The 24,733-nt window shown below is 71.2% G+C and carries 25 protein-coding genes; 11 read left to right on the top strand and 14 right to left on the bottom strand.

What is annotated here, in order from left to right:
- Positions 1 to 4: 4 nt before the first annotated feature.
- The gene (locus BCL76_RS08770; protein ID WP_109778956.1) at positions 5 to 1,207 is read right to left on the bottom strand and encodes a sensor histidine kinase; all 1,203 of its coding nucleotides are present in this window, start codon (positions 1,205 to 1,207) and stop codon (positions 5 to 7) included.
- 154 nt (positions 1,208 to 1,361) lie between these two features.
- Here BCL76_RS08770 and BCL76_RS08765 point away from each other — a divergent pair, with 154 nt between their 5' ends.
- Positions 1,362 to 2,303: an SAM-dependent methyltransferase gene (locus tag BCL76_RS08765; RefSeq protein ID WP_258309544.1), complete on the top strand. Its 942-nt coding sequence runs from the start codon at positions 1,362 to 1,364 to the stop codon at positions 2,301 to 2,303.
- 2 nt (positions 2,304 to 2,305) lie between these two features.
- Here BCL76_RS08765 and BCL76_RS08760 read toward each other — a convergent pair whose 3' ends face one another.
- The 4 genes from BCL76_RS08760 to BCL76_RS08745 form a co-directional block, all read right to left on the bottom strand.
- Complete coding sequence (locus tag BCL76_RS08760; protein WP_109778954.1) at positions 2,306 to 2,686, bottom strand: hypothetical protein; 381 nt, start codon at positions 2,684 to 2,686, stop codon at positions 2,306 to 2,308.
- Positions 2,687 to 2,723: 37 nt separating this feature from the next.
- Positions 2,724 to 3,203 carry an AbfB domain-containing protein gene (locus tag BCL76_RS08755; protein ID WP_181382481.1) on the bottom strand — a complete coding sequence of 160 codons (480 nt, stop codon included), beginning with the start codon at positions 3,201 to 3,203 and terminating at the stop codon, positions 2,724 to 2,726.
- Between the two features lie 320 nt (positions 3,204 to 3,523).
- The gene (locus BCL76_RS08750) at positions 3,524 to 5,074 is read right to left on the bottom strand and encodes a M28 family metallopeptidase (RefSeq protein WP_109778952.1); all 1,551 of its coding nucleotides are present in this window, start codon (positions 5,072 to 5,074) and stop codon (positions 3,524 to 3,526) included.
- 232 nt (positions 5,075 to 5,306) lie between these two features.
- Entirely contained in the window at positions 5,307 to 6,434 is a 1,128-nt protein-coding gene (locus BCL76_RS08745) for a DUF5937 family protein (protein WP_109778951.1), read from the bottom strand.
- Positions 6,435 to 6,632: 198 nt separating this feature from the next.
- On the opposite strand from BCL76_RS08745, the gene BCL76_RS08740 reads away from it, so the two are divergent.
- On the top strand, positions 6,633 to 6,842 hold the full coding sequence (locus BCL76_RS08740) for a hypothetical protein (RefSeq protein WP_109778950.1): 210 nt from the start codon (positions 6,633 to 6,635) through the stop codon (positions 6,840 to 6,842).
- Between the two features lie 48 nt (positions 6,843 to 6,890).
- Here BCL76_RS08740 and BCL76_RS08735 read toward each other — a convergent pair whose 3' ends face one another.
- Genes BCL76_RS08735 through BCL76_RS08715 form a run of 5 tightly spaced genes read right to left on the bottom strand, consistent with a single transcriptional unit; the run spans position 6,891 to position 12,335 of the window.
- Positions 6,891 to 7,700 carry a type III pantothenate kinase gene (locus tag BCL76_RS08735; RefSeq protein ID WP_030756228.1) on the bottom strand — a complete coding sequence of 270 codons (810 nt, stop codon included), beginning with the start codon at positions 7,698 to 7,700 and terminating at the stop codon, positions 6,891 to 6,893.
- Between the two features lie 3 nt (positions 7,701 to 7,703).
- A complete protein-coding gene (nadC, locus tag BCL76_RS08730) occupies positions 7,704 to 8,672 on the bottom strand; it encodes a carboxylating nicotinate-nucleotide diphosphorylase (RefSeq protein WP_109778949.1) in 969 nt (322 codons plus the stop codon).
- A gap of 2 nt (positions 8,673 to 8,674) precedes the next feature.
- A complete protein-coding gene (locus tag BCL76_RS08725; protein WP_258309472.1) occupies positions 8,675 to 10,426 on the bottom strand; it encodes an L-aspartate oxidase in 1,752 nt (583 codons plus the stop codon).
- Positions 10,423 to 11,427, bottom strand: a complete 1,005-nt coding sequence (gene panC / locus BCL76_RS08720; protein ID WP_109778948.1) for a pantoate--beta-alanine ligase — start codon at positions 11,425 to 11,427, stop codon at positions 10,423 to 10,425. The genes BCL76_RS08725 and panC overlap by 4 nt, the downstream gene beginning before the upstream one ends.
- Positions 11,424 to 12,335 (bottom strand): Rossmann-like and DUF2520 domain-containing protein, encoded by a 912-nt coding sequence (locus BCL76_RS08715; protein ID WP_109778947.1) that lies wholly within the window; start codon positions 12,333 to 12,335, stop codon positions 11,424 to 11,426. The genes panC and BCL76_RS08715 overlap by 4 nt, the downstream gene beginning before the upstream one ends.
- 111 nt (positions 12,336 to 12,446) lie before the next feature.
- Between BCL76_RS08715 and BCL76_RS08710 the strand changes: the two genes are divergently transcribed.
- The 7 genes from BCL76_RS08710 to BCL76_RS08685 all read left to right on the top strand — a co-directional run bounded on the left by BCL76_RS08710 (position 12,447) and on the right by BCL76_RS08685 (position 16,479).
- Positions 12,447 to 13,577, top strand: coding sequence for a threonine aldolase family protein (locus BCL76_RS08710; protein WP_109778946.1), 1,131 nt, complete (start codon positions 12,447 to 12,449; stop codon positions 13,575 to 13,577).
- A gap of 224 nt (positions 13,578 to 13,801) precedes the next feature.
- A complete protein-coding gene (locus tag BCL76_RS08705) occupies positions 13,802 to 13,987 on the top strand; it encodes a DUF397 domain-containing protein (RefSeq protein WP_030389722.1) in 186 nt (61 codons plus the stop codon).
- A gap of 109 nt (positions 13,988 to 14,096) precedes the next feature.
- A complete protein-coding gene (locus BCL76_RS08700) occupies positions 14,097 to 14,690 on the top strand; it encodes a hypothetical protein (protein ID WP_181382480.1) in 594 nt (197 codons plus the stop codon).
- Between the two features lie 14 nt (positions 14,691 to 14,704).
- Entirely contained in the window at positions 14,705 to 14,869 is a 165-nt protein-coding gene (locus tag BCL76_RS38855) for a hypothetical protein (protein WP_030727064.1), read from the top strand.
- Positions 14,870 to 14,971: 102 nt separating this feature from the next.
- Entirely contained in the window at positions 14,972 to 15,436 is a 465-nt protein-coding gene (locus BCL76_RS08695) for a BlaI/MecI/CopY family transcriptional regulator (RefSeq protein ID WP_109778944.1), read from the top strand.
- 11 nt (positions 15,437 to 15,447) lie between these two features.
- A complete protein-coding gene (locus tag BCL76_RS08690; RefSeq protein WP_030756251.1) occupies positions 15,448 to 15,978 on the top strand; it encodes an amino-acid N-acetyltransferase in 531 nt (176 codons plus the stop codon).
- A 165-nt stretch (positions 15,979 to 16,143) separates the two neighbouring features.
- On the top strand, positions 16,144 to 16,479 hold the full coding sequence (locus BCL76_RS08685; RefSeq protein WP_030009902.1) for a histone-like nucleoid-structuring protein Lsr2: 336 nt from the start codon (positions 16,144 to 16,146) through the stop codon (positions 16,477 to 16,479).
- Between the two features lie 4 nt (positions 16,480 to 16,483).
- Here BCL76_RS08685 and BCL76_RS08680 read toward each other — a convergent pair whose 3' ends face one another.
- On the bottom strand, positions 16,484 to 17,119 hold the full coding sequence (locus tag BCL76_RS08680; protein WP_109778943.1) for an SCO3374 family protein: 636 nt from the start codon (positions 17,117 to 17,119) through the stop codon (positions 16,484 to 16,486).
- 462 nt (positions 17,120 to 17,581) lie between these two features.
- Between BCL76_RS08680 and BCL76_RS08670 the strand changes: the two genes are divergently transcribed.
- Together BCL76_RS08670 and BCL76_RS08665 are read left to right on the top strand one after the other, a co-directional pair.
- Positions 17,582 to 20,107: an ATP-dependent Clp protease ATP-binding subunit gene (locus BCL76_RS08670; RefSeq protein ID WP_109778942.1), complete on the top strand. Its 2,526-nt coding sequence runs from the start codon at positions 17,582 to 17,584 to the stop codon at positions 20,105 to 20,107.
- A gap of 577 nt (positions 20,108 to 20,684) precedes the next feature.
- Positions 20,685 to 21,278 (top strand): M23 family metallopeptidase, encoded by a 594-nt coding sequence (locus tag BCL76_RS08665; protein ID WP_109778941.1) that lies wholly within the window; start codon positions 20,685 to 20,687, stop codon positions 21,276 to 21,278.
- Between the two features lie 79 nt (positions 21,279 to 21,357).
- Here BCL76_RS08665 and BCL76_RS08660 read toward each other — a convergent pair whose 3' ends face one another.
- The 3 genes from BCL76_RS08660 to cseB form a co-directional block, all read right to left on the bottom strand.
- A complete protein-coding gene (locus BCL76_RS08660) occupies positions 21,358 to 22,632 on the bottom strand; it encodes a LamG-like jellyroll fold domain-containing protein (protein ID WP_109778940.1) in 1,275 nt (424 codons plus the stop codon).
- Positions 22,633 to 22,703: 71 nt separating this feature from the next.
- Positions 22,704 to 24,020, bottom strand: coding sequence for a two-component system sensor histidine kinase CseC (gene cseC / locus BCL76_RS08655; RefSeq protein ID WP_109778939.1), 1,317 nt, complete (start codon positions 24,018 to 24,020; stop codon positions 22,704 to 22,706).
- Positions 24,017 to 24,730: a two-component system response regulator CseB gene (gene cseB / locus BCL76_RS08650; protein WP_030756271.1), complete on the bottom strand. Its 714-nt coding sequence runs from the start codon at positions 24,728 to 24,730 to the stop codon at positions 24,017 to 24,019. Before cseB ends, cseC begins: the two co-directional genes overlap by 4 nt.
- Between the last annotated feature and the right edge of the window lie 3 nt (positions 24,731 to 24,733).

Here is a 24,733-nt window from a genome sequence, read left to right as displayed (position 1 = left end):
CTCGTCATCTCTTCTTCAGGGGAAGCAGTGCGCTGATCCGGAATCCGCCACCGGGCCGAGGCCCCGCGTCCAGGGTTCCGCCGACCATACCGATCCGCTCGCGCATGCCGATCAGCCCGTGCCCGGCGCCGTCCGCGCCGCCGTCCTCGTACAGCTCGTGGGCCGCCCCCCGGCCGTCGTCCTCGACCAGCAGGCCGAGCCCGTCGTCGAAGTAGACCAGCCGGACGCTGGCCTTGGCGTCGGGGCCGCCGTGCTTGCGGGTGTTGGTCAGTGCCTCCTGCACGATCCGGTACGCCGTCAGCTCGACGCCGCTGGGCAGCCGGCGCGGGGCGCCCTCCACCTCGAAGTCCACCGAGAGCCCCGCCGCCCGTACCTGCTCGACCAGGACCTCGATCTGCTCGACGTCCGGCTGCGGCACGTAGTCCTCGGACTCCTGGGGCTCGCCGGTGCGCAGGACGCCCAGCAGCCGCCGCATCTCGGCCAGCGCCTGGCGGCCGGTCCCGGAGATGGTCTGGAGGGCTTCCTTGGCCTGTTCGGGAGCCGCGTCCATGACGTAGGCCGCGCCGTCCGCCTGGACCACCATCACCGAGACGTTGTGCGCGACGACGTCGTGCAGCTCGCGGGCGATCCGGGCACGCTCGGCGGCCACGGCCACCTTGGCCTGGGCCTCGCGCTGGTTCTCCAGGCGCTGGTTCCGCTCGACGAGCTGGGCGTAGTAGGCCCGGCGGGTGCGCAGGGAGTCGCCCAGCACCCAGGCGAGGGCGAACGGGACGATCGCGAAGAGCATGAAGAGGAAGTTGTCGCGCAGGTTGCCCTGGTCCACCGCGAAGCGCACGGCGTACAGGGGGGAGGCGAGGCATCCGATGGCGAACGCGGTACGGGACATCCGGCGCGAGATGTCGGCGGAGGCCGCGACCGTGAACAGGATGATCAGCATCGCCAGGTCGGCGGTGTTGACCTCGGTGTGCGTGATCATTTTGTAGGCGCCGGTGCCGACCGCGAGCCAGAACATCGGCACGGTCCACTTGCGGCGCAGGGCCACCACGAGACCCATCGCGACCACCGCGGGGACGGCGAGCAGCCGTGCGGTGGTGCTGTGGTAACTCTCGTCGGCGACCTGCAGCATTCCGACCCCGAAGAGGAGGACAGCCCAGAAGCTGTCGACGCCCGTCGGGTGTCTGCGGAGGAAGTCGTAGAGGCGCTGCACGTAACCCAGAGTAGGGAACGCGGATAGGTGCTGGAGTCAACCAGAGGTGCGAACCTGACCCCCGGCGCGTACTCCCATGGGTGGACGGAAGCATAGCCTTTGTCCGGTGAGCTCTCAGGGTGAAGGCGTGACCGCGGTCCGGTGGCGCGATGCGATGGAGGCCGCGCTGTACGGGCCCGGCGGCTTCTACGTGCGCCCGGGCGGGCCGGGACCCGCCGGACACTTCCGTACCTCCGTGCACGCCTCCGCGCTGTACGCCGCCGCCGTGGCCCGGCTGCTGCGGTGGGTGGACGCCGAGCTCGGGCACCCGGCGGAGCTGGACCTGGTCGACGTCGGGGCCGGGCGGGGGGAGCTGCTGGCCGGGGTGCTGGCCGCGCTGGATCTTGGGACAGCGGCGCGGGTGCGCCCGTACGCCGTGGAACGGGCGGAGCGGCCGGCTGGGCTCGACCCGCGGATCCGCTGGGTCGCGGCGCCGCCCGGGGGGACGACGGGGCTGCTCCTCGCCAACGAGTGGCTGGACAACGTGCCGCTGGAGATCGCCGAGGACGGGCACTACGTGCTGGTCGCCCCGGACGGCACGGAGAGCGTCGGCGGCCCGCTGGACGACGCGGACCGGACCTGGCTGGAGCGGTGGTGGCCCGATGGTGGTCGCGTCGAGATCGGCCGGGCCCGCGACGAGGCCTGGGCGGCGGCCGCCGGGACGCTGGAGCGGGGCCTGGCGGTGGCGGTGGACTACGCCCACACCCGGGGCGCGCGGCCCCCGTACGGCACCCTGACGGGGTTCCGCGGGGGCCGGGAGGTCCCGCCGGTCCCGGACGGTACCTGCGATGTCACCGCCCACGTGGCCCTGGACTCCTGCGCGGGGCCGGGGTCGGTCCTGCTGACCCAGCGCGAGGCGCTGGCGGCGCTCGGCGTCTCGGGCGGCCGGCCTCCGCTGGCGCTGGCCGGGGCGGACCCGGTGGCCTACGTACGGGCCCTGTCCGCGGCCGGTGAGGCGGCGGAACTCATGGACCGCGCCGGCCTGGGCGCCTTCGGCTGGCTGGTCCAGCCGGTCGGCATCCCGGCCCCGGCCTGGCCGGGCGCCGCGGCGGCGTGACGTCAGCCCGGCAGGCTGAAGCCGAGTTCGAACTTCCCTCCGTGGCCCGGGATCTTGCTGCGGAAGTGGGCCCGCTGCGGGTGCGGCGAGTCGTGGAAGAGGTCGAGGTCCAAGGAGTCGTGTTCCTCGACCTGCGACGCGCCCACCTCCTCCAGGTACACGAAGTGACGGAACGGGCCGGTGGGGTTCCCCAGCCCGTCGGTCTCACTGGTGCCCAGTTCGACCGCCATGGTCTCGAACGGGATCCTCACGTCGACCGTGAGGGTTTCGCCTTGTTCGATGGGCCCGTGGAAGATCTCCTCTTCGTCCACACGAAGGACGATCGTTTCGAACACGCCGCCCAGCGCGGGACAGAACACGTCCCAGAACTTGATGTGAAGCATCGCGTCTCTCCTCGGGCCGCGAGCCGCGTCCGCGCGTCTAGAACTCCTCCGGGTGGAGCGGCGAGGCGATCCTGAAGCAGGCGGACTGCATGTCGTCGATGGTCACCACCGGCTCGGCGAAGAGTTCGAAATTCCGGTGCCGGATGAACCGGTCCGGGAACTTCACCGACCGGAACGACGCCTGGTTCGGGTCGATTTCCGCCGCCTGCATGACGAAGGTCGATTCCTCGATGACCTCGGCCTTGACCTGGGGGTCGATGATCCCGGTGAAGAACTTGCTGTGGATGCGGAAGTCGTCGAACGTCGCGATACGGAGGCAGAACCCGGGCGGGGCAACTGCCCGTACCAGCATTCCTGTTCCGCCGAAGGTCACCAGGCTGGTGCCGGTCCATCGGAACGTGGCGTCCCGGCGGTCCTGTTCGGTTTCGATCTTCGCGATGTCGGCGAGGCCGCTGTGATCGATGACGAAAAAATCGGGGAAGTTGTTCGAGAACAGCGAAAGTTTGAGAACGGCCACGGTGTCCGTCCTTCCGTGATGCGTGCTGCCTGGGTGGGAGTCCGAGTGATGAGCCACTCGATGCGACATCGACCACCCCATGTGTGGGGACGGGCGTGGGAGCCGAGAGGGCCGGCACGCTGCTGCGTCCATGTGGGTGAGAGCACTATCTCCATCATGCGCCGCCGAGGGCGTGGATGCCAGCATTCACCACGGTTACCCCTTCAACCACACGACGGTGTCGAGGCACCGCACTTGGCGACGGCGAGCGGCGCCGGGCAGACGCGCGCAGGGCCGGGATCCAGTGGCGGATCCCGGCCCTGCGCCTCACCTGCTCACCGCTACTGCGTGACCTCGTCGTGGCCCTGGTGGAGGCCGCCGCCGCTGCCCGAGCCGCCCGTGGGCTGCGAGACGACCGGCTTCGACAGCGGGGCCAGGTCGTGCGCGTAGTGGCCGACCGCGTCCGCGATGACGTCGACGTTGATGTCGAGCGCCTTCTGGTCGATGTTGGTGATGTCGTCACCCTTGCCGTGGTAGTTCACGTCGTAGGCGACGCCCGCCTGGCCGCCGAACTTCGCGGCCTGCTCCGGGGTCTTGATGCCCTCGGCGCCGGTGAAGGTGCCGCCGGAGGGGATGCCCACCTCGATGAAGGGGCCGTAGTCCGAGCGGCCCGAGAAGTCCGTGCCCTCGTGCGGGATCTTCTTGGAATCGAGGAAGTCGTTGATCCCCTTCTCCAACTGGGCGGAGCCCACGGGGCCGGGGCCCGAGCCGGTCGCGTCCGAGTCGTCGCCGTCGTAGACGAAGTAGGCGGCGTTCGGCGAGGCGATCATGTCGAAGTTCAGGTAGAGCTTGATCTGCTTCTTCTGCTCGTCCGTCAGTCCGGCGACGTACGCCTCGGAGCCGAGGAGGCCGAACTCCTCCGCCGACCACCAGGCGAACTTGACCTTGTTCTTGACCTTCTTCTGCTCGCTCGCGAGCCGCTGGGCGACCTGGAGGATGCCCGCCGAGCCGGAGCCGTTGTCGTTGATGCCCGGGCCGGCCGCGACCGAGTCGAGGTGCGAGCCGAGGAAGACGGTGTTGTTCTCGTCGCCGCCCGTGGTCTCGGCGATGACGTTGAAGGTCTTGCGGTTCTCGCGCAGCTCACGGATGTCGAGGGTGAGCTCGACCGGACCGGCGGCGGCCTCGGCGGTGAGCTTCTCGCCGTCCTCCTGGGTGATGCCGCCCGTCGGGATCTTGCCGAGGGTCGGGTCGCCGATGGTGCCGTTCAGGCCGCCCGCGGTGTTGTTGAAGATGACCGCGCCGACGGCGCCGGCAGCCGCCGCGTTCTGCTGCTTCACCGCGAAGGTGCAGCCACCGCGCTTGATCAGGGCGATCTTGCCGGTGAAGGTGCCGGAGGCGAAGTCACCCGGCTCGCAGCCGTTCGTCCCGTCCGCGTCGACCGGGGCGACGGCGACCGGGGCCGTCACACCGCCCTCCGGGGAGCTCGCCGTGTAGGTCATCAGGTGGATCGGGACGTCGCGCTCGTTCGCGCCGCCCACGGTCAGCTTCTCCTCGATCGTCTCGACGAAGACGAAGTCGAACTCGTTGCGGGTGACCTTGTAGCCGGCCGCCTTCATCACCGCCTCGATGTACTTGGCCGACTGCTCGTGGCCCTTGGATCCGGCCGCGCGGTTGCCGTTGTTGTAGTCGGCGAGCGACTGGAGCACCTTGAGGTGGTTGTAGGCGCCCTTGCCGGTCGCGTCCTTGACCAGCTTCCTGGCGAGCGCGTCACCGCGGGCGGCGTCGCTCTGCGGGCTTCCGGTGGCTCCGGCCGGTCCGGCCAGCAGCAACGGCGAGACGAGGGCTACGGCTGCCAGGGCGGCGGTTGCTGCGGCTATACGGCGTGAGGGCATGAAGGTCCTTCCACGACAAAGGCGAGCAGAGCAGGGCAGGGCAGGGCGGAGCAGGGCACAGCAAGGCGGAGCGCGTGAGCAGAAGTGGTGCGCGTTACGTGGGGGATCGGTGGACGCACGTTAGACAGCAAGTGGCCACCATGGCCAGAGTTTTCGCTGATTCCGGTTTATGAATTCCGTATATCGGTGAATCCGGGCCGCACAAATCAAGCCAACGGCGCGGTGGTTCGTCCTAGCGGAGGATGCCCTCGATGAAGTCCGATCCGATGCGCGCCACCGCCGGCAGATCCAACTGGTGCTGGGCGTACCGACCCTGACGGCGCGTGTGCATCAGACCGGCCTTCTTCAGGACGGCCAGATGCCGCGACACCTCCGGCGCGGTGATCCCGTACACGGTCGCCAGCTCGCTCGTCGTGAACGGGGCCCGGGCCAGACTCCGGCACAGCATCATCCGCATGGGATGCGCAAGCGCCTCCATCCGCCGCTGCAGCAGCTCCACCGAGCCGGGCTCGGCGCTCAGTTCGGGGGAGCCGAGCGGATAGTGGACCACCGGTCGCCAGCCCGGCGCGTGCAGCACCAGCAGATGCGGCCAGCCGAAGTTGGTCGGTACGAAGACCAGGCCGGCGCCTATTCGGGGATCGGTCGCGGTCGTCGATCCGTGGACCATCTTGTCGGCGGTGATGGTGGTGCCGCCGGCGTCCACACTCAGCGCCGCCGAGACCTCCTTCAACACGGTCGGCAGCCCCTTGCGGCGCAGCACCTCCGTCTTGTGCCGGGCGTCGGCGCTCTGCCCGGGCTCGACGCGCTTCCACGTCTCGGCGAAGAAGGCCTCGTCGCAGTCCTCCAGGAGACGCCGCATCCACACCCGTACGGAGGCCGTGTCGTCGAGCAGCCGGATGGAGAAGGCCAGCTGGCGCGGGCCGCGGGCGGCGGCCGTCTCCAGCGCCTTGGCCCGCGCCGCGGGGTCGGCCAGCGGCGAGGAGGACGGGCCGCCCTCGTTGTAGAGCGCCAGCCAGCACTGTTCCAGGGCGGCCCGCACGAACCGCTCGTCGTCCAGCCGGTCCAGCACGTCCAGCGCCTCGGCCAGCGACGCGGCGGGCCGCCCGGTCCCGCCGGGCAGCCCGGCGAAGGGCATGAAGATGTCCGAGAAGGAACTCCGCCACATGAAGTCGGCCTCCAGCAGCCGATCCGCGAGGCACGGATCGAGCGAGGCGGCGGTGGCGGTGGTCCAGGAGGCCAACCCGGGGTGGTGCGCGGGCTGGGAGAGCGCGTGCAGGGCCATGCAGAGCTCGGCGAGCGGCGAAGGCGCGAAAGTGATCCGCTCGGTGGGCAGGCCTGCGATGTCGATGGTGACGCTCATCAGGCCATTCTGTCGTTCCGCGCACCACACCGACGTCGGGGTGGGCCCTTGGGCCCCGCCGTACGGGTGGCCGCCGGCGGCCCGGCACGGCGGCCGGACGAGTGATCGTTACCGGCCACGGAGGCGCTTTCGAGCCGTCGATTGACGGGGAACGTCAACTGTCGTGCGGGATGCCGCCGACGGGGTGAGGCTTGAGTCATGACCGCCATCGAGCAGTACATGATCGACACCTACCGAGCCTCCCAGCAGGGCGCCCCGATGCCTCCGCCGCCCGGCCGCGACGACGTGGCCGTGCTCCGCTCGCTCCGCACGTACGAGCAGGCCAGAGCCGTGATGGACGGCAGACCGGCCCGCCACCCCTGGCGCGCCGCCCTGCGCCGGATATTCGTCCGCCCGCGGGCGTGCTGATCCGGCGAGGCCCCCGAGCCCGACCCGGCCCGGGACCCCGCCGCCGCGCTAGTCGAAGCTGGGCGCGTTGCGCTGGTACACCAGTCGCAGGCCGATGAGCGTCAGCCACGGCTCGTGGTCGTCGATCACCGAGGACTCGCCCAGCACCATCGGTGCCAGCCCGCCCGTGGCGATGACCCGCACGTCGTCCGGGTTCCCGTGCGGACCGGCCAGCTCCTTCGCCATCCGGGTCACGACCCCGTCGACCTGTCCCGCGAAGCCGTAGACCACGCCCGACTGCATCGCCTCGACCGTGGACTTCCCGATCACGTTGCGAGGCCTGGCCAGCTCGATCTTCCGCAGCTGGGCACCCCGTACGCCGAGCGCGTCCATCGAGATCTCGATACCCGGGGAGATCACCCCGCCCACGTACTCGCCCTTCGCGGACACCGCGTCGAAGGTGGTCGCCGTGCCGAGGTCGACCACGATCGCCGGACCCCCGTAGAGCTCGACCACCGCGACCGCGTTCACGATGCGGTCCGCCCCGACCTCCTTGGGGTTGTCCATGAGGATCGGCACGCCCGTCTTGGTGCCCGGTTCCACGATCACCGCGGGTACGTCGCCGTAGTAGCGCCGGGTCACCTCGCGCAGCTCGTGCAGGACCGACGGCACCGCCGAGCAGATCGCGATGCCGTGGATCCCGTCGCCGAGCTCGCTGCCGAGCATCGGGTGCATGCCCATCAGCCCCTGCAGCAGCACGGCCATCTCGTCGGCCGTGCGCTGCGGGTCGGTCGAGATGCGCCAGTGCTCGACGATCTCGTCACCGTCGAACAGGCCCAGGACCGTATGGGTGTTGCCTACGTCGATGGTGAGGAGCACGGGTTACACCGCCTCACGCAGATCGAGCCCGATGTCCAGGATCGGCGAGGAGTGGGTCAGCGCGCCGACGGCCAGGTAGTCCACGCCGGTCTGCGCGTACGCCCGGGCGGTGTCCAGGGTGAGACGGCCCGAGGACTCCAGCACGGCGCGGCCGGCCACCAGGGCCACGGCCTCGGCGGTCTGCGCGACCGTGAAGTTGTCCAGCAGGATCAGGTCGGCGCCGGCCTGAAGGACCTCGCCGATCTGCTCCATCGTGTCGACCTCGACCTCGATGGGGACCTCCGGGAAGGCCTCGCGCACGGCCTTGAACGCCTGCGCGACACCGCCCGCCGCCACCACGTGGTTGTCCTTGACCAGCGCCGCGTCCGAGAGCGACATCCGGTGGTTGACGCCGCCGCCGCAGCGCACCGCGTACTTCTCCAGCGAGCGCAGGCCCGGCGTGGTCTTGCGGGTGTCGCGGACCTTCGCCGAGGTGCCCTCCAGCACGTCGGCCCAGCGGCGGGTGGCCGTCGCGATGCCCGACAGTCGGCACATGATGTTCAGCGCGCTGCGCTCCGCAGTGAGCAGGTCACGGGTGCGCGAGCGCACGGACAGCAGCAGCTGACCGGCCGTGACGCTGTCGCCGTCCTCCGCGTGCCGCTCCACCTCGAAGGCCTCGGTGCACACCACGGAGAACACGGCCTCGGCGATCCGCAGACCGGCCACGACGCCGTCCTCGCGCGCGACGAAGTCGGCGACGGCCTCGGCCTCCTCCGGCACGGTCGCGACCGTCGTCACGTCCACACCGCCGTCCAGGTCCTCCGACAGCGCCATGTGCGCGATGTCCTCGACCTCGATCGGGTCCAGGCCGGCGTCGGCCAGCAGCTGCGCCAGCGCCGGGTCCAGGCCGCTCTCCTCGCCGTCGCCGCAGGCGCAGTCGTCGCCGCAGCCGCCGTCGTTCTGGTCGATCAGGGGAAGTTCGGGGGTGCTCACGGTCACTGCTCCAGGCTCGGGTTGCTCAGGGGGTGCACGGACGGGAAGTCCGCGGAGTCGGTGGGTACGACGACCAGCGCGCGCTTCTCGGTCGCCGAGAGCCGGACGACGAGATGGCGCCGCCAGTGCGCATCGTCCCGCTCGGGGTGGTCCTCGCGCCAGTGGCAGCCGCGGGTCTCCACCCGTCGCTGCGCCGCGGCGACCAGGACCCGCGCCACGCACAGCAGGTTCGTGGCCTCCCAGGTGTCCACGCCCGGCTCGGCGGTCTTGCCGTGCGCTTCCAGGTCGTTCAGGGCGGTGGCGTACAGCGCTTCGAGGGCTTCGGCCGCGGCGCTGAGCGAATCGGCGGAGCGGAGCACGCCCGCGCCCTCCGTCATGATCCGCTGGACCTCGAACCGGGCCGCGCCGGGCTGCAGCGGACCGGTCGCCGGGACCGGTATGCCCGGCCCGCTGCCGGCGGCGCGCTCGGCGACGATGTCCTCGGCGATCCGCTCGGCGAAGACCAGCCCCTCCAGCAGGGAGTTGGAGGCCAGCCGGTTCGCGCCGTGCACACCGGTGCAGGCGACCTCGCCGCAGGCGTACAGGCCGGGGACCGTGGTCCGCCCGTGCAGGTCGGTCCGGACGCCGCCGGACGCGTAGTGCGCGGCGGGCGCCACCGGGATCGGCTCGGTCACCGGGTCGATGCCGTGCGAGCGGCAGGCGGCCAGGATGGTCGGGAAGCGCTGCTCCCACATCCGCGCGCCGAAGTGCCGGGCGTCGAGGTACATGTGCTGCGCGCCCTGCTCCTGCATGCGGCGCATGATGCCCTTGGCGACGATGTCGCGGGGCGCCAGCTCGGCGAGCTCGTGCTGCCCCTGCATGAAGCGCACGCCGTCCGCGTCGACGAGGTACGCGCCCTCGCCCCGGACCGCCTCCGACACCAGCGGCTGCTGGCCCTCGGCGTCCGGGCCGAGGAAGAGCACCGTCGGGTGGAACTGCACGAATTCGAGGTCGGAGACCTCGGCGCCGGCCCGCAGCGCCAGCGCCACGCCGTCCCCGGTGGACACCGACGGGTTGGTGGTCGCGGAGAAGACCTGGCCCATACCGCCGGTCGCGAGGATCACGGCGGGCGCGTGCACGGCGCCGACCCCGTCGTGCTGGCCCTCGCCCATGACGTGCAGGGTGACACCGGCCGTACGGCCCTCGGCGTCCTGCAGCAGGTCCAGGACGAGGGCGTTCTCCACGGTCTCGATGCCCGCGGCCTGGACGGCCTCGACGAGCGCCCGGGAGATCTCGGCGCCGGTGGCGTCGCCGCCCGCGTGCGCGATCCGGCGGCGGTGGTGCCCGCCCTCGCGGGTCAGTTCTATCTCGCCGGTCTCGGTGGAGGTGTCGAAGACCGCGCCGGTGGCCATCAGCCGCCGTACCGCGTCGGGACCCTCGGTGACGAGCAGCCGGACGGCCTCCTCGTCGCACAGGCCCGCACCGGCGACCAGGGTGTCGTCGAGGTGCTGCTCGGGGGTGTCGCCCTCGCCGAGGGCCGCGGCGATCCCGCCCTGGGCCCAGCGGGTGGATCCGTCGTCGAGCCGGGCCTTGGTGACCACGACCGTACGGCGGCCCCCGGCGGCGCAGCGCAGCGCGGCGGTCAGACCCGCCACGCCGGAACCGACGACCACGACGTCGGCGTCGAGGGACCAGCCGGGGGCCGGTGCGTGCAGCCGTATGCCGGTGCCCGCGCCTGCCCCGCCCGACGGGATGCCTCTGCCCGGTGTGCTCACGAGTGTGCTCCGAATTCCAATGGGATGTTGTCGATCAGTCGGGTCGCGCCCACCTTCGCGGCGACGGCCAGCACGGCCCGCCCGGTGAAGTCCGATCCGGTCTCGGTGAAGTCCAGCGGGTCCACCAGCGCCAGGTAGTCCAGTACGAGTGGCGGCTCGTGCCGGCCCGCCTCGTCCAGGATGTGCAGCGCGGCGGCCCGTACGGCGTCCGGCAGTCCGGAGCCGGCCGTGGAGACGGCCGCCGACACGGCGTGCGCGTCGGCGGAGGCGCGGATCTCGCCGAGCCGGGCCAGGGCGGTGGCCCGCTCGTCGCTGGCCGGGGAGGCCTCGGCGCGGGCGCGCAGCGCGGCCTGCGCGGCGAGCCGGTCGCGACCGGCGAACAGGGCGCGGGACAGGGCCAGGGCGGTGTGCCGCTCGGCGGTGGAGAGGTAGCGGTTGCGGGACGACAGCGCGAGCCCGTCCTCCTCGCGGACGGTCGGTACGCCGACCACCTCGACGGGGAAGTTCAGGTCGGTCACCATCCGCCGGATCAGCGCCAGTTGCTGCGCGTCCTTCTGGCCGAAGAGCGCCAGGTCGGGGCGGGTGAGGTGGAGCAGCTTGGCGACGACGGTCAGCATGCCGTCGAAGTGCCCGGGGCGGGTGGCCCCTTCGAGGCGCTCGCCCATCGGGCCGGCGGTGATACGCACCTGCGGGTCGCCGCCCGGGTAGACCTCGTCGACGGCGGGGGCGAACACCGCGTCGGCGCCCGCCTCTTCGGCGATCACCAGGTCCGCGTCGAGGGTGCGCGGGTAGCGGTCGAGGTCCTCGCCGGCCCCGAACTGCAGGGGGTTGACGAAGACGGTGACCACGACCTGCCCCTGGGGGCCGGCCAGTTCGCGGGCCGTGCGGATCAAGGTGGCGTGGCCCTCGTGCAGGGCGCCCATGGTCATCACCACGGCCCGGCGGCCGGTGCGCGACAGCTTGTGCAGCTCCTCGGCGGTGTGCAGCAGCAGGTCGGTCACCGGTCGCCTCCGTCGGACTCCGTGTCGGCGAGCACACCGAGCAGGTCCTCGGCGAGTTCGGGCTTGAGCAGACCGTGGGCGAGGGCCCGGTCCGCGGTGGTGCGGGCCATCGCCAGGTAGCCGGAGACCGCGGCCGGCGCGTGCCGGCGCAGCTCCGAGACGTGCGCGGCGACCGTACCGGCGTCCCCGCGGGCCACCGGTCCGGTCAGGGCGGCGTCACCGGAGCGCAGGGCGTTGTCGAGGGCCGCGCCGAGCAGCGGGCCCAGCATCCGGTCGGGGTGCTCCACCCCGGCCTTCGCCAGCAGCTCCATCGACTGGGCGACCAGGGTGACCAGGTGGTTCGCGCCGAGGGCCAGGGCCGCGTGGTAGAGCGGACGGTTCTCCTCCGCGATCCACTCGGGCTCCCCGCCCATCTCGATGACCAGGGCCTCCGCGGCCAGGCGCAGCTCGTCGGGGGCGGTGACGCCGAAGGAGCAGCCCGCGAGCCGCTGCACGTCCACCTCGGTGCCGGTGAAGGTCATCGCCGGGTGCAGGGCCAGCGGGAGGGCGCCCGCGCGGCGCGCGGGGTCGAGCACGGCGGTCCCGTACCGGCCGGAGGTGTGCACCAGGAGCTGTCCGGGCCGGACCGCGCCGGTCTCGGCGAGGCCCTCCACCAGGGACGGCAGCGCGTCGTCGGGGACGGTCAGGAGCACCAGGTCGGCCAGCTCCAACACCTGGGCGGGCGGTACGAGCGGCACATCGGGCAGCATCCGCGCGGCCCGGCGCACGGACGTGTCGGAGACTCCGGAGACGGCGACGGGCCGGTGCCCGGCCTGCTGGAGCGCACACGCCAGCGCGGGGCCGACGCGGCCGGCTCCGACGACGCCGACGGCGAGCCGGGCAGGGCGTGGCTGCTGTGATGGATTCACGCGGGGAGGGCCCTTCCGTTCCAGTCCGCGGGGGGTACCGGACGATACGCCGCCATGCTAGCTCCTGGGGCAGTTGGCCGGTCGGCGGCGAGTGGAGCGAGGATCTTTGCCATGAGTGACGACAGCGAGGACACCGAACGTACGAAGCGGCTGGTCGCGGCCTGGCGAGGGGCGGAGCGCAAGCTCTCCCGCAGCCTGCTGGAGCCGACCGTGGGGGAGCTGCTCGGCTCGCTCGCCGAAGCCCCGTACGAGATGGACGGGCCGGCCGACGTCTACGGCGACGGCGTGGTCGCCGCGCTGGAGGCCAAGGTCGCCGAGCTGCTGGGGACCGAGGACGCGGCGTTCTTCCCCAGCGGCACGATGGCGCAGCAGATCGCGCTGCGCTGTTGGGCGGGCCGGACCGGGAACCCGGTGGTGGCGCTGCACCCGATGAGCCATCCGGAGCGCTGGGAGGGGGAGGCGCTGTCGGCCGTCTCCGGACTGCGGGTGACGCACCCGACGACGGAGGCCCGCCAGCCGTCCGCCGCGGACGTGGAGGCCCTGCGGGAGCCCTTCGGGACGCTGATGGTGGAGCTGCCGCTGCGCGACGCCGGCTTCCTGCTGCCCACCTGGGAGGAGCTGGAGGCGCTCACCGAGGCGGCCCGGGAGCGGGACGCGGTCGTCCACTTCGACGGTGCCCGGCTGTGGGAGTCCACCGTCCACTTCGGGCGCACCCTGCCGGAGATCGCGGGCCTGGCGGACTCGGTGTACGTCTCGTTCTACAAGTCGCTCGGCGGCCTGAGCGGGGCGGCGCTGGCGGGGCCGCGGACGTTCGTGGAGGAGACCAGGGTCTGGCGGCACCGCTACGGCGGCCAGATCTTCCGGCAGTTCCCGCAGGCCCTGTCGGCGCTGGCCGGACTGGAACGGGAGCTGCCGCGGCTGCCGTCCTACGTGGCGCAGGCGCGGATGGTGGCGGGGGCGCTGCGCTCGGCCTTCGCGGACTCGGGGGTTCCGTGGGCCCGGGTCCACCCGGAGGAGCCGCACACCCACCAGTTCCAGGTGTGGCTCCCGTACGAGCCGGACCGGCTGACGGAGGCGGGCCTGCGACAGGCCGAGGAGACGGGCACGGTCCTCTTCCGCCGCTGGTCCGCCGAGGGCCCGCCGGGCCTGGCGGTGACCGAACTGGAAATCACGTCTCCGGGCCTGTCCTGGACGGAGTCGGACGTCCACGAAGCGGTCTCCTCCTTCGTGGCCCGGATCTGAAAACCAAGCCGCGCCGGCGTTTGAGGCGCGGGTCCGGGCAGAGCCCGGTTTCGGGAAGGGGCGGGTCGGGGACAGGCCCCCGCGCGGCGGTACCCGCACCCGCACACCCCCAGGGAAGGAAGCGGCGGCGAAACGCTGAATTCCCGAAAGTCACCGGCGCGGACCGGCCACGGCGTTACCGTCATTGACGGCAATTACCGGCCACCGCGCCCGGAGGAGACACCATGACCACTCAGCCCGCGTGGCGGAAGTCCTCGTTCTGCAGTGAGGGCGACGCCTGCGTCTACGTCGCCACCGCCCCCGGGGCCCTCGTCAAGGTCGCCGACCGCGCCGACCCCGCCCACCTCGTACTGGCCACCACCCAGGCGGCCTGGGCCGACTTCCTGCGAGCGGTCAAAGAGACCGGCTGACGGAGGCCGGCCGAAAGAGACCGGCCGAAAGGGACCGGCAGAGGGACCCGCCGAGCGCGCCGCGCCCGCGATCAGGGGATTTTGTCCGATTAGCGCGTATCTTCGGCCCATGCCCACGCCCTACGGATCCCGCGGCGGCATGGCGTTCAGTGCCGCTGAGCTGCACCTGCTCAGGCGCCTCCTCGCCCACGCCCTTCAGTCCTCCTCGGCCCCCCTGGCGGCCGAGGAGGTCCAGGACTGCCTGCGTCTCGCGCAGTCGGTGGACGAAGCGGTCCAGGAGGCGAGCCGGCTCAGAGCGTTCCTCCTCGCCGACCTCGTCCGCTACCGAGGCGCCCTGCCCGGCAGCCTCTCCGGCTACCTGGAACTGCTGCAGGACGCTCTGGCCGCCGGGTACGAACCGGAGCCCGACGACCTCGCCGCCCTGCGCGCGCTCCGCGCCAATCCGGTCGCCGCCGCGCTGCTGGAACGGGTCCGGACGGTCGCCGAGCGCTCCGTACGCAGACGACTGTCCACCGCCCCCGCGCCCCGGACCCGGCTGCTGGCCCTGGCCGGCGGCAAGGACAAGGACGACCAGCCGGCCCGCCCGGCCCCGCAGCCCAAGGAGCCGCCGCGTCCGGAGCGGCCGATTCCGACCCCTGGCGAGGTGTTCCCGCCGCGCCGCAAGCCCACCCCGCCCCCGGAGGCCGGGCTGGCCGCCGGGTAGCTACGCTGTGGGGCATGGACTATGTCTCCGCGCTCGTGCCCCCCTTCGTGATGGCCGCGTTCTTCATCGCTCTCGTCGTGACGATCGTGAAGAGCCAGGGCGGTTCCAACAAGGCCAAGGAAGACGCGGCGGTCGACGCCGTGCTCGCCCGGGCCGAGGCCACCCAGCAGCAGAAGTAAGCCCCTCGGGCGCGCGGCTCCACCGGCCGCGCGCCCGATTTTCTTGCGCGTGGCCGAGCGAGTGGTCGGGCAATTCCGCACAAGCCGCACTATCGTGCTGGTGTGCCTCGCCCCTTGGGAGAACTCGAAGACGCCGTCATGACACGGGTGTGGCAGTGGAACCGCCCGGTCACCGTGCGAGAAGTACTGGAAGACCTCCAGCAGGAACGGTCCATCGCGTACACCACGGTCATGACCGTTATGGACAATCTTCATCAGAAGGGCTGGGTCCGCCGGGAAGCCGAAGGCCGCGCCTATCGATATACGGCGGTCTCCACCCGCGCCGCCTACTCGGCCGCACTGATGAACGAAGCCTGGTCGACGAGCGACAACCCCGCGGCCGCCCTCGTGGCCTTCTTCGGCATGATGTCCGCGGAACAGCGGGAAGCCCTCCGCGACGCCGTGCGCGTGGTCCAGTACGACGACGGGTCGGGCGCTGACGCCGCCCCCGAACCCGCTCCCGAACCCGCCGCCCCGCCCGTGGCCGAGGGGGAGTCCGACGAGCGCCCGCAGGAGCCGGGGCGATAACGTCCGCAGCCATGGGAGAGTTTTCCACTGCACATGCAGAAACAGTGACGATCCGCCGTGCCCGGACGCGTGATGTTCCCGCGCTGCGCCGCCTCCTCGACCAGTACGTGGAGCAGCGGATCCTGCTCGACAAAGCTCCGGTCGTGCTTTACGAGGACATCCAGGAGTTCTGGGTCGCGGAACGCGAGTCCGACGGTCAGGTCGTCGGCTGCGGCGCTCTCCACGTGATGTGGGAAGACCTTGCCGAAGTACGCACTCTCGCCGTCGACCGGGGCTTGAAGGGTGCCGGAGTCGGGCATCAGGTGCTGGAGCAGTTGTTGCGTACCGCCCGCACCCTCGGTGTGAGCCGGGTTTTCTGCCTCACCTTCGAAGTCGAGTTCTTCGCGAAGCACGGCTTCGTCGAGATCGGCGAGACCCCGGTCAAGACCGATGTCTACATGGAGCTGCTGCGTTCCTATGACGAGGGCGTCGCCGAGTTCCTCGGTCTCGAACGAGTGAAGCCGAACACCTTGGGCAACAGTCGGATGCTTCTGCACCTCTGATCGATGGCCCCAGCTTTTCCGGTGCTCCGCCCCCCTGTGGCCTATGTCCGAATCGCGTACGTTTCCCGCCCTGTTGCGGTCTCGAACCTCTCCCCGGGGGTTTGTGTTTTCCAGGCAAAAGCGGTTTCCTTTCCGCGTACTGCTTTTCGATGAAAGGAAATCCCGGTGGCACAGAAGGTTCAGGTCCTTCTTGTCGACGACCTCGACGGTGGCGAGGCGGACGAGACGGTGACGTTCGCTCTGGATGGCAAGACCTACGAGATCGACCTCACCACCGCCAACGCTGAAAAGCTCCGCGGTCTGCTCGACCCGTACACCAAGGGCGGCCGCCGCACCGGTGGCCGCGCGTCCACCGGTCGCGCCAAGGGTCGTACGGCCGTGGCGTCCGGCAACCCGGACACCGCGGAGATCCGCGCCTGGGCGAAGTCCCAGGGCCTCAGCGTCAACGACCGCGGCCGCGTACCGCAGGACATCCGCGACGCCTACGAGAACCGGGGCTGACCCGTCAGGGACTGACCCGGCCGGCTCGCGGGCAAGGCCCGGCCACGGCGCTCCGCGGGGGCGTCCGGCGCCGGAGCCGCGCGCGGTGGCATTCCGTCGCCGCCGCGGAGACCAGGCGCACGAGATCGGGACCGGCGCCCACCCGCCCGGGACCGGCACCCTGTCCGGGACCGGACAGGGCAGGCAGAAGTGCCTCGCACCCCTGCTCGGGGGGCCGTAGCCACACGGCGGCCCCCCGGGGACTCCCGTCCCGTACGACCTGCCCCGGCGGCACCGGGGCGGTGATCCGGCCACCCGCACCCAGGGCGGTCAGATCGAGGGCGACCCCGCCCCACTCCAGCCAGTCGAGCAGCCCGTCCAGCTCCTCTGCGCTTCCCGCGGCCACCAGGAACCGCATCCGGCGCCCCATCAGGGCCACCGGGCCCGTGGCGACGGGCCTGCGCAGCAGCGCGGCGCCCGCGTCGGACGGCAGCTCCAGCACGTCGAACCGGATCCCGGTCACGAGCTGGGCCGGCGGCCCGCCCGTGACGGTCCAGCCGAGCACTCTGCGGTACCAGGAGGCGTCCGCGTCCTCCTCCGGCGCCGGGCGGGGCACAGGCACGGTCGGCGGGGCGGCGAGCGGCGGGAGGGTGACGGCCATGTCCGGAGCAACTTCCGAAACGCCTCCGGGTTACGCTCAATGTGACACACCGCACTCATCACCATGCGGAACGTAAACATCCGTGGACTCCGGACTCCGCATTCGGGACGCAACCGTGTTCGCCCTTAGCGGAGGGAACCGGTGCCACCGGCATGGAGTGTCAGTCCTTACGGGTAAGACATTCCTAGTGGATCGGGGCGACACGCTGATTTGACGGGCTTGCGTTCGCCGTCGGCGTACACGCATGACGGGTATCTGCCTGGCCTGCGGGAACATCGTCTCGCACCATCGAGTTGGAGCAGTTGTCGGCTGTTCAAGCCGGTTTTCCCGCTGATGCAGGGGTGAGCCGTGGACGGATGTCGGCAGTTGGAATGAGCTGTCCCGCCCCACGGGACTAGCATGCGGAAGGACAGGGCGGGGACCGACCCCGAACTGCCCGACCGCTCTGAGGAGCGATAAACGATGTTCGAGAGGTTCACCGACCGCGCGCGGCGGGTTGTCGTCCTGGCTCAGGAAGAAGCCCGGATGCTCAACCACAACTACATCGGCACCGAGCACATCCTCCTGGGCTTGATCCACGAGGGTGAGGGTGTCGCCGCTAAGGCCCTGGAGAGCCTCGGGATTTCGCTCGAGGCTGTTCGCCAGCAGGTTGAGGAGATCATCGGTCAGGGGCAGCAGGCCCCGTCCGGCCACATCCCCTTCACCCCGCGGGCGAAGAAGGTCCTGGAGCTTTCGCTCCGAGAGGCCCTCCAGCTCGGCCACAACTACATCGGCACCGAGCACATCCTGCTCGGCCTGATCCGCGAGGGCGAGGGCGTCGCCGCCCAGGTCCTCGTGAAGCTGGGCGCCGATCTCAACCGAGTCCGGCAGCAGGTCATCCAGCTGCTCTCCGGCTACACCGGTGGAGGCAAGGAGTCGGCCACGGCCGGCGGGCCGGCCGAGGGCACGCCCTCGACCTCGCTCGTCCTGGACCAGTTCGGCCGCAACCTCACCCAGGCGGCCCGCGAATCCAAGCTCGACCCGGTCATCGGGCGCGAGAAGGAGATCGAGCGGGTCATGCAGGTGCTGTCCCGCCGTACGAAGAACAACCCGGTCCTCATCGGCGAGCCCGGCGTCGGCAAGACCGCCGTCGTCGAGGGCCTGGCCCAGGCGATCGTCAAGGGCGAGGTTCCCGAGACGCTGAAGGACAAGCACCTCTACACGCTTGACCTCGGCGCCCTGGTCGCGGGTTCCCGCTACCGCGGTGACTTCGAGGAGCGCCTGAAGAAGGTGCTCAAGGAGATCCGCACCCGCGGCGACATCATCCTGTTCATCGACGAGCTCCACACCCTCGTGGGTGCGGGCGCCGCCGAGGGCGCGATCGACGCCGCCAGCATCCTCAAGCCCATGCTGGCCCGTGGTGAGCTCCAGACCATCGGTGCCACGACGCTCGACGAGTACCGCAAGCACCTCGAGAAGGACGCGGCCCTCGAGCGCCGCTTCCAGCCGATCCAGGTGGCGGAGCCTTCCCTCCCCCACACGATCGAGATCCTCAAGGGCCTGCGCGACCGCTACGAGGCCCACCACCGCGTCTCCATCACGGACGAGGCCCTCGTCCAGGCGGCGACGCTGGCGGACCGGTACATCTCGGACCGCTTCCTCCCGGACAAGGCGATCGACCTGATCGACGAGGCCGGCTCCCGGATGCGCATCCGTCGGATGACCGCACCGCCGGACCTCCGCGAGTTCGACGAGAAGATCGCGGGCGTGCGCCGCGACAAGGAGTCGGCCATCGACTCCCAGGACTTCGAGAAGGCGGCGTCTCTCCGTGACAAGGAGAAGCAGCTGCTGGCGGCGAAGACCAAGCGCGAGAAGGAATGGAAGGCCGGCGACATGGACGTCGTCGCCGAGGTCGACGGCGAGCTCATCGCCGAGGTCCTCGCGACCGCGACCGGCATTCCCGTCTTCAAGCTCACCGAGGAGGAGTCCTCGCGACTGCTCCGCATGGAGGACGAGCTCCACCGTCGGGTCATCGGCCAGAAGGACGCCATCAAGGCGCTCTCCCAGGCGATCCGCCGTACCCGTGCGGGTCTGAAGGACCCGAAGCGCCCGGGTGGCTCGTTCATCTTCGCCGGTCCGTCCGGTGTCGGTAAGACCGAGCTCTCCAAGACGCTCGCCGAATTCCTCTTCGGCGACGAGGACGCGCTGATCTCCCTCGACATGTCGGAGTTCAGCGAGAAGCACACGGTTTCCCGTCTCTTCGGTTCGCCCCCCGGCTACGTGGGCTACGAAGAGGGCGGCCAGCTCACCGAGAAGGTGCGCCGGAAGCCGTTCTCCGTCGTCCTCTTCGACGAGGTCGAGAAGGCCCACCCGGATATCTTCAATTCCCTTCTCCAGATCCTGGAGGACGGTCGCCTGACCGACTCCCAGGGCCGGGTCGTGGACTTCAAGAACACGGTCATCATCATGACGACCAACCTGGGTACCCGGGACATCTCGAAGGGCTTCAACCTGGGCTTCGCGGCTCAGGGCGACACGAAGACCGGATACGACCGGATGAAGGCGAAGGTCAACGAAGAGCTCAAGCAGCACTTCCGGCCCGAGTTCCTCAACCGTGTCGACGACACGGTCGTCTTCCACCAGCTCACCGAGGAAGACATCATCCAGATCGTCGACCTCATGATCGCCAAGGTCGACGAGCGCCTCAAGGACCGCGACATGGGCATCGAGCTGAGCGGTGACGCCAAGCTCCTGCTCGCCAAGCGCGGCTACGACCCGATCATGGGCGCCCGCCCGCTGCGCCGGACCATCCAGCGCGAGATCGAGGACCTGCTCTCGGAGAAGATCCTCTTCGGCGAGCTGCGTCCCGGTCAGATCGTGGTCGTCGGCAAGGAGGGTGAGGGCGAGGACGCCAAGTTCACCTTCCGCGGCGAGGAGAAGTCGGCTCTGCCCGACCTCCCCCCGATCGAGGCCACGGGCTCCGGCCCGGACCTGTCGAAGGGCGCGTAAGCGCGACCGAGCGGTAAAAGGGGCGGCCCCGGGACTGAAGAGTCCCGGGGCCGCCCCTTTGTCGTCCTGGGGTCGACGGGGGGCGACGGGCAGGCCGGGCGGGCCCGACAGGCGGACCGGCGGTCAGGGCGCGCGTACAGGGCGGCGGGGGCGGCGGTGGGGCGGTGGTGAGGGCGGTGGCCGCACACCTGTCTACTCGCCGGGTGGCAGGGGCCGTTGCCCCGGGGCCCCGCGACGTCTCCTCGGCCGGGTCGTCCACGCGTCGAGCCCAGTGACCTGGGTCGCAATGGGCCTGGGCGCCGGTGACAAGCCGCACAGGACAAAACGGACGTACTAGGTCGTTTCGTAGATCCAAAGCACCCTGCCGGAGGACCGTCGTCCCTGCAAAAGGACCGTCAACGGGCCACGTCACACAGGTGCCGCTACGAGTTCCACTAGTAATCGGGACATTTGGGGAAGCCCCGGGGCGCGGGTTACCAAGGATGAGCCAGCCCGGCACTCGCTCGATCGTGCCGGGTCACTTCATGCCTCTTACAGGTGTGAAACCCCCCTTGTCCCCGGCCCCGGAGGTCTGCACATGTTCGCGAAGCGCGTCTACACCCGTCGTACCCGTATCGCTGTCGGCACCACCGCTCTCGGTGCGGTGCTGGCCCTCGGGGCGGGCACGACCGCCGCGTTCGCAGACGCCCCGCAGGCCGCCGTCACCGCCAAGGCCGCCGGCGCCGCCGGTGCCGCGGGCGCCTCGAAGACCGGTCTCTGGGACAAGCCGCTGGAGAAGTACACGCTGTCCGCCACCTTCGGCAAGGGCGGCACCATGTGGTCCCACAAGCACTCCGGCCAGGACTTCGCCGTCCCGGTCGGCACCCCGGTCAAGGCCGCGGCCGCCGGTGTCGTGGTCAAGGCCGGCCCGAACGGCGGCGGCGACGGCCCCGCGTACGGCAACGCCATCGTGATCAAGCACGCGAACAACACGTACTCCCAGTACGCGCACCTCTCGAAGATCCAGATCAAGATCGGCCAGAAGGTCAAGGCCTCGCAGCGGATCGCCCTGTCCGGCAACACCGGCAACTCCAGCGGCCCGCACCTGCACTTCGAGATCCGCACCACCCCGAACTACGGCTCCGCCGTCAACCCGGTCGCCTTCCTGCGCACCAACGGCGTCACCGTCTGACCCGTCCCGACCACCGCACGCGCCGCACCCGCGGCGCCCGCGGCACCCGTCGTACCGGCCGACCCGCCCTGCTCACCGATCAGGTGAGCAGCCAGGCATGGGTCGGCTTCGGCGATGGATCGAGCTTCCCCTCCTTGTACCCGGCGGCCTGCTCCGCCGTGAACGCCATGTCGTAGGTCTTGATGTTGTGCAGGGCGCCCTGCCACGGACCGGTCCATATGTTGTGGTGCATGGACCGGCCGAGCTGCAGCGGACCGGGGGCCTGCCAGATGGGCGGCACCGGGGTCTCGCCGGCCTTCTTGCCGTCCACGTAGAGCGCGATGGCCTTCTTCTCGGCGTCGTACGTGGCCATCAGCAGCGTGGGCGTCTTCACCATCTGGAGCCCCTCGGCGGTGACCGTCCGCGTGGTGGCCGCGGCGCCCTTGTCGCCGGTCTGCACGCGGAAGATCCAGGCCTGCTTGCCGTTCACCTCGTTCACGCCGAGCTCGAAGGAGAACGACTCCCCGTCGCCCTGGCTCATGATGATCCGCGAGCCCTTGGCGGCGGAGTTGTAGGCGCGGGCCGTGACGGTGAAGCTCTTGGTCACGTCCACGACCGGCTCGGCGGACTGCGCCCACGAGTTCCCGTTGCCCTTGCCGACGACCTGGAAGCGCTTGCCCAGCGGGCCGACCTTGAGGTCGGGGCCCAGCCGGATGCCCATGCTGCCGTAGCTGTCGCGCAGCAGGGTGTCGTCGCCCGCGACGGTCGCGGTGTAGGCCGCCGGCCCCTTCGAGTCGTCCGGTTCGGGCGAGGCGGAGGCCGAGTTCTGGGGCTGGGCGTCCTGTCCGTCGTCGCCGGTGCCCATCAGGAAGAACGTTCCGCCGCCGGCCAGCAGTGCCAGTACGGCCACTCCGCCGCCCAGCATCCACAGCCGCTTCTTGCGCCGCTCGGCCGCCGAGCGGTCCGCCATGGCCTCCCAGTCCGGCTGCGACCCGCCGGGCAGGTCCGGACCGGCCAGCCGCGTGAAGCCCGGCTGGGCCGGGGCGGCGGACCACTGCCCGCCCGCCGCGTCCTGCGGGTAACCGCCCGCGTCCTGCGGGTAACCGCCCCCGTCCTGCGGGTAACCGCCCGCGTCCTGCTGGTACCCGCCTGCCGCGTCATGGCCGAAACCGCCCGCGGGATCCTGCTGGTACGCCCCCGGGTCCTGCTGGTAAGGGTTCGGCTGCTGTCCCGACTGCGGGTAGCCGTACCCGCCGGACGGGGTCGGGTAGCCGTAGCCGCCCTGCGCGGGCGGTCCCGGCGGGAACCCGTATCCGCCGCTCCCGGGGGCGGGCTCGGGCTGCGGGTGGCTCGGGGGATTCGTACCGTCGGTCATGCCACGGATGCTAAGTCACGGACCCGCGGGCGGATACCGCCCGGTACCCGTACCGCCCCACCCGCCCCGCTTCAGCCCTGCGGCAGCTTGAGGATCGGGAAGCTGCCCGTCGCCGTCGGCGCGTGCTCCGGCAGCCACAGGACCGCCACCGCACCCGCGGCCGAGCCCTCGCGCTCCGAGCCGCCCCGGGCGGCCACGTTACGGAAGGTCAGCCGGGCGCCCAGCACCCGCGCCTGGCCCTCGGCGATGGTCAGCCCCAGCCCGTGCCCCACACCCGCGCGGTCCGTCGACCCGGTGCGGAAGCGGCTCGGCCCCTCGCGCAGCAGTGCCTCCGGGAAGCCCGGCCCGTGGTCCCGGACCCGTACGACCCGGCCCTCGACGTCGACCTGGATCGGCGCCCGCCCGTACCGCGCGGCATTGGCCAGCAGGTTGCCCAGGATCCGCTCCAGCCGGCGCGGGTCGGTACTGACGATCTCGTCCGCGACGACCCGTACGGTCGCCTCCGGCATCAGCGAGGTCACCCGCCGGCTCACGAACTCGCCCAGCGCCACGTCCTGCAGCTCGGCCCGCTCGGAGGCACTGTCCAGCCGGGCCACCTCCAGTACGTCCTCGACCAGCGCGCGCAGGGCCTGGGCCCGGTCCCGCACCAGCTCCGTCGGCCGCCCCGGAGGCAGCAGTTCCGCCGCCGTGAGCAGGCCCGTCACCGGGGTCCGCAGCTCGTGCGCGATGTCCGCGGTCACCCGCCGCTCGGCCTCCAGCCGTTGCTGCAGGGCGTCCGCCATGGCGTCCACGGCCCGCGCGAGGTCGTCCGTCTCGTCCCGCACGACACCGCCGACCGCGTCCCGTACGCGCACGTCGGGGTCGCCGTGCGCCACGCGCTGCGCGGCGGCCGCGGCCTTGCGCAGCCGGCGCGAGATCTGCCCGCCGATGAGCACGCCGAGAGCCGAGCCGCCGATCACGGCGGACAGGCCGCCGATGACCAGGGCCCGGTCCAGGTCGGGGATCAGATTGGCGCCCTCCCGGAACGGCGTGTGCAGCGACAGCACCTGCCCGTTCCCGAGCGGAACTGCGGCCCACACCTCGGTCGCCCCGCGCGGCCGCTCCTGGATATAGGTCCCGCGCCGTCCCGACTGCGCCTTGTGCCGCAGTTCGGCGGGCAGTTCGGGATCGTTGAGCTTGGCCCCCATGGGCGGCTTGCGGCCGGCGTCGGCGTTGCGGGAGATGAACTGCACGCGGTCCAGCTGCACTTCACGGGCGCTCTCCAGCATCGACACGCGGGCAGCACTGTGCACGACCAGGCTCAGCGCGATCGTGACGAGGGCGCCCACGGAGGCGATGGCGACCGTGATCTTCCAGCGGATGCCCGTGCGGAGGGTGAACCGTCTCATGCCTTGAGCTTGTATCCGAAGCCTCGGACCGTTTCGATCCGGTCCTGGCCGATCTTGGTGCGCAGTCGCTGCACGTGGACGTCCACGACGCGGGTGTCGCCGCCCCAGTCGTAGTCCCAGACCCGCTCCAGCAGGCGATCGCGCGACAGCACGGTGCCGGGGGCGGAGGAGAACTCCAGCAGCAGCCGCATCTCGGTCGGGGTCAGGGCCACGGCGGCGCCCGCCCGGCGGACCTCCATGCCCTCGGTGTCCACCTCCAGGTCGCCGAAGGAGAGCACCCCGCGCTCGGGGTCCGAGCCGTTGTCGGCCCCGTTCGGGCCGCCGTTCTGCGGGCCGCCGGAGTGGTCGAAGCGGCGCAGCACCGCGCGGATCCGGGCGACCAGCACGGAGCCGTCGAAGGGCTTGGTGACGTAGTCGTCGGCGCCGGCCTCCAGGCCCAGCACCACGTCGATGCTGTCGGCGCGCGCCGACAGCATGATGACCGGGACGGTGGACTCGTCGCGGATGCGGCGGCACAGGCTGACGCCGTCCATGCCGGGGACCATCACGTCCAGCAGGGCGATGTCGGGCCGGTCCGCGCGGAAGGACTCCAGTCCGGACAGGCCGTCGGGCATGGCCGTCACCACGAACCCGTCGCGTTCCAGCGCCAGGGTCGTGGCCTCACGGATGACGTCGTCGTCCTCCACGAACAGGACATGGGTCTCGGCCATGCG

Source organism: Streptomyces sp. CG 926 (genome assembly GCF_003148825.1).
Taxonomy (GTDB): Bacteria; Actinomycetota; Actinomycetes; order Streptomycetales; family Streptomycetaceae; genus Streptomyces.
The sequence above is the reverse complement of the archived record's forward strand: the minus strand, read 5'-3'. Positions and strand labels throughout refer to the sequence as shown.

What these genes read in the sequence shown, in the direction of transcription:
- BCL76_RS08705 (WP_030389722.1), top strand. Translation starts at nt 13,802, where the DNA reads ATGACCACTCAGCCCGCGTGGCGGAAGTCCTCGTTCTGCAGTGAGGGC.
- BCL76_RS38855 (WP_030727064.1), top strand. Translation starts at nt 14,705, where the DNA reads ATGGACTATGTCTCCGCGCTCGTGCCCCCCTTCGTGATGGCCGCGTTC.
- BCL76_RS08670 (WP_109778942.1), top strand. Translation starts at nt 17,582, where the DNA reads ATGTTCGAGAGGTTCACCGACCGCGCGCGGCGGGTTGTCGTCCTGGCT.
- cseC (WP_109778939.1), bottom strand. Translation starts at nt 24,020, where the DNA reads ATGAGACGGTTCACCCTCCGCACGGGCATCCGCTGGAAGATCACGGTC.
- BCL76_RS08740 (WP_109778950.1), top strand. Translation starts at nt 6,633, where the DNA reads ATGACCGCCATCGAGCAGTACATGATCGACACCTACCGAGCCTCCCAG.
- BCL76_RS08760 (WP_109778954.1), bottom strand. Translation starts at nt 2,686, where the DNA reads ATGCTTCACATCAAGTTCTGGGACGTGTTCTGTCCCGCGCTGGGCGGC.
- BCL76_RS08690 (WP_030756251.1), top strand. Translation starts at nt 15,448, where the DNA reads ATGGGAGAGTTTTCCACTGCACATGCAGAAACAGTGACGATCCGCCGT.
- BCL76_RS08700 (WP_181382480.1), top strand. Translation starts at nt 14,097, where the DNA reads ATGCCCACGCCCTACGGATCCCGCGGCGGCATGGCGTTCAGTGCCGCT.
- cseB (WP_030756271.1), bottom strand. Translation starts at nt 24,730, where the DNA reads ATGGCCGAGACCCATGTCCTGTTCGTGGAGGACGACGACGTCATCCGT.
- BCL76_RS08765 (WP_258309544.1), top strand. Translation starts at nt 1,362, where the DNA reads ATGGAGGCCGCGCTGTACGGGCCCGGCGGCTTCTACGTGCGCCCGGGC.
- BCL76_RS08665 (WP_109778941.1), top strand. Translation starts at nt 20,685, where the DNA reads ATGTTCGCGAAGCGCGTCTACACCCGTCGTACCCGTATCGCTGTCGGC.
- BCL76_RS08680 (WP_109778943.1), bottom strand. Translation starts at nt 17,119, where the DNA reads ATGGCCGTCACCCTCCCGCCGCTCGCCGCCCCGCCGACCGTGCCTGTG.
- BCL76_RS08750 (WP_109778952.1), bottom strand. Translation starts at nt 5,074, where the DNA reads ATGCCCTCACGCCGTATAGCCGCAGCAACCGCCGCCCTGGCAGCCGTA.
- BCL76_RS08710 (WP_109778946.1), top strand. Translation starts at nt 12,447, where the DNA reads ATGAGTGACGACAGCGAGGACACCGAACGTACGAAGCGGCTGGTCGCG.
- BCL76_RS08660 (WP_109778940.1), bottom strand. Translation starts at nt 22,632, where the DNA reads ATGACCGACGGTACGAATCCCCCGAGCCACCCGCAGCCCGAGCCCGCC.
- BCL76_RS08745 (WP_109778951.1), bottom strand. Translation starts at nt 6,434, where the DNA reads ATGAGCGTCACCATCGACATCGCAGGCCTGCCCACCGAGCGGATCACT.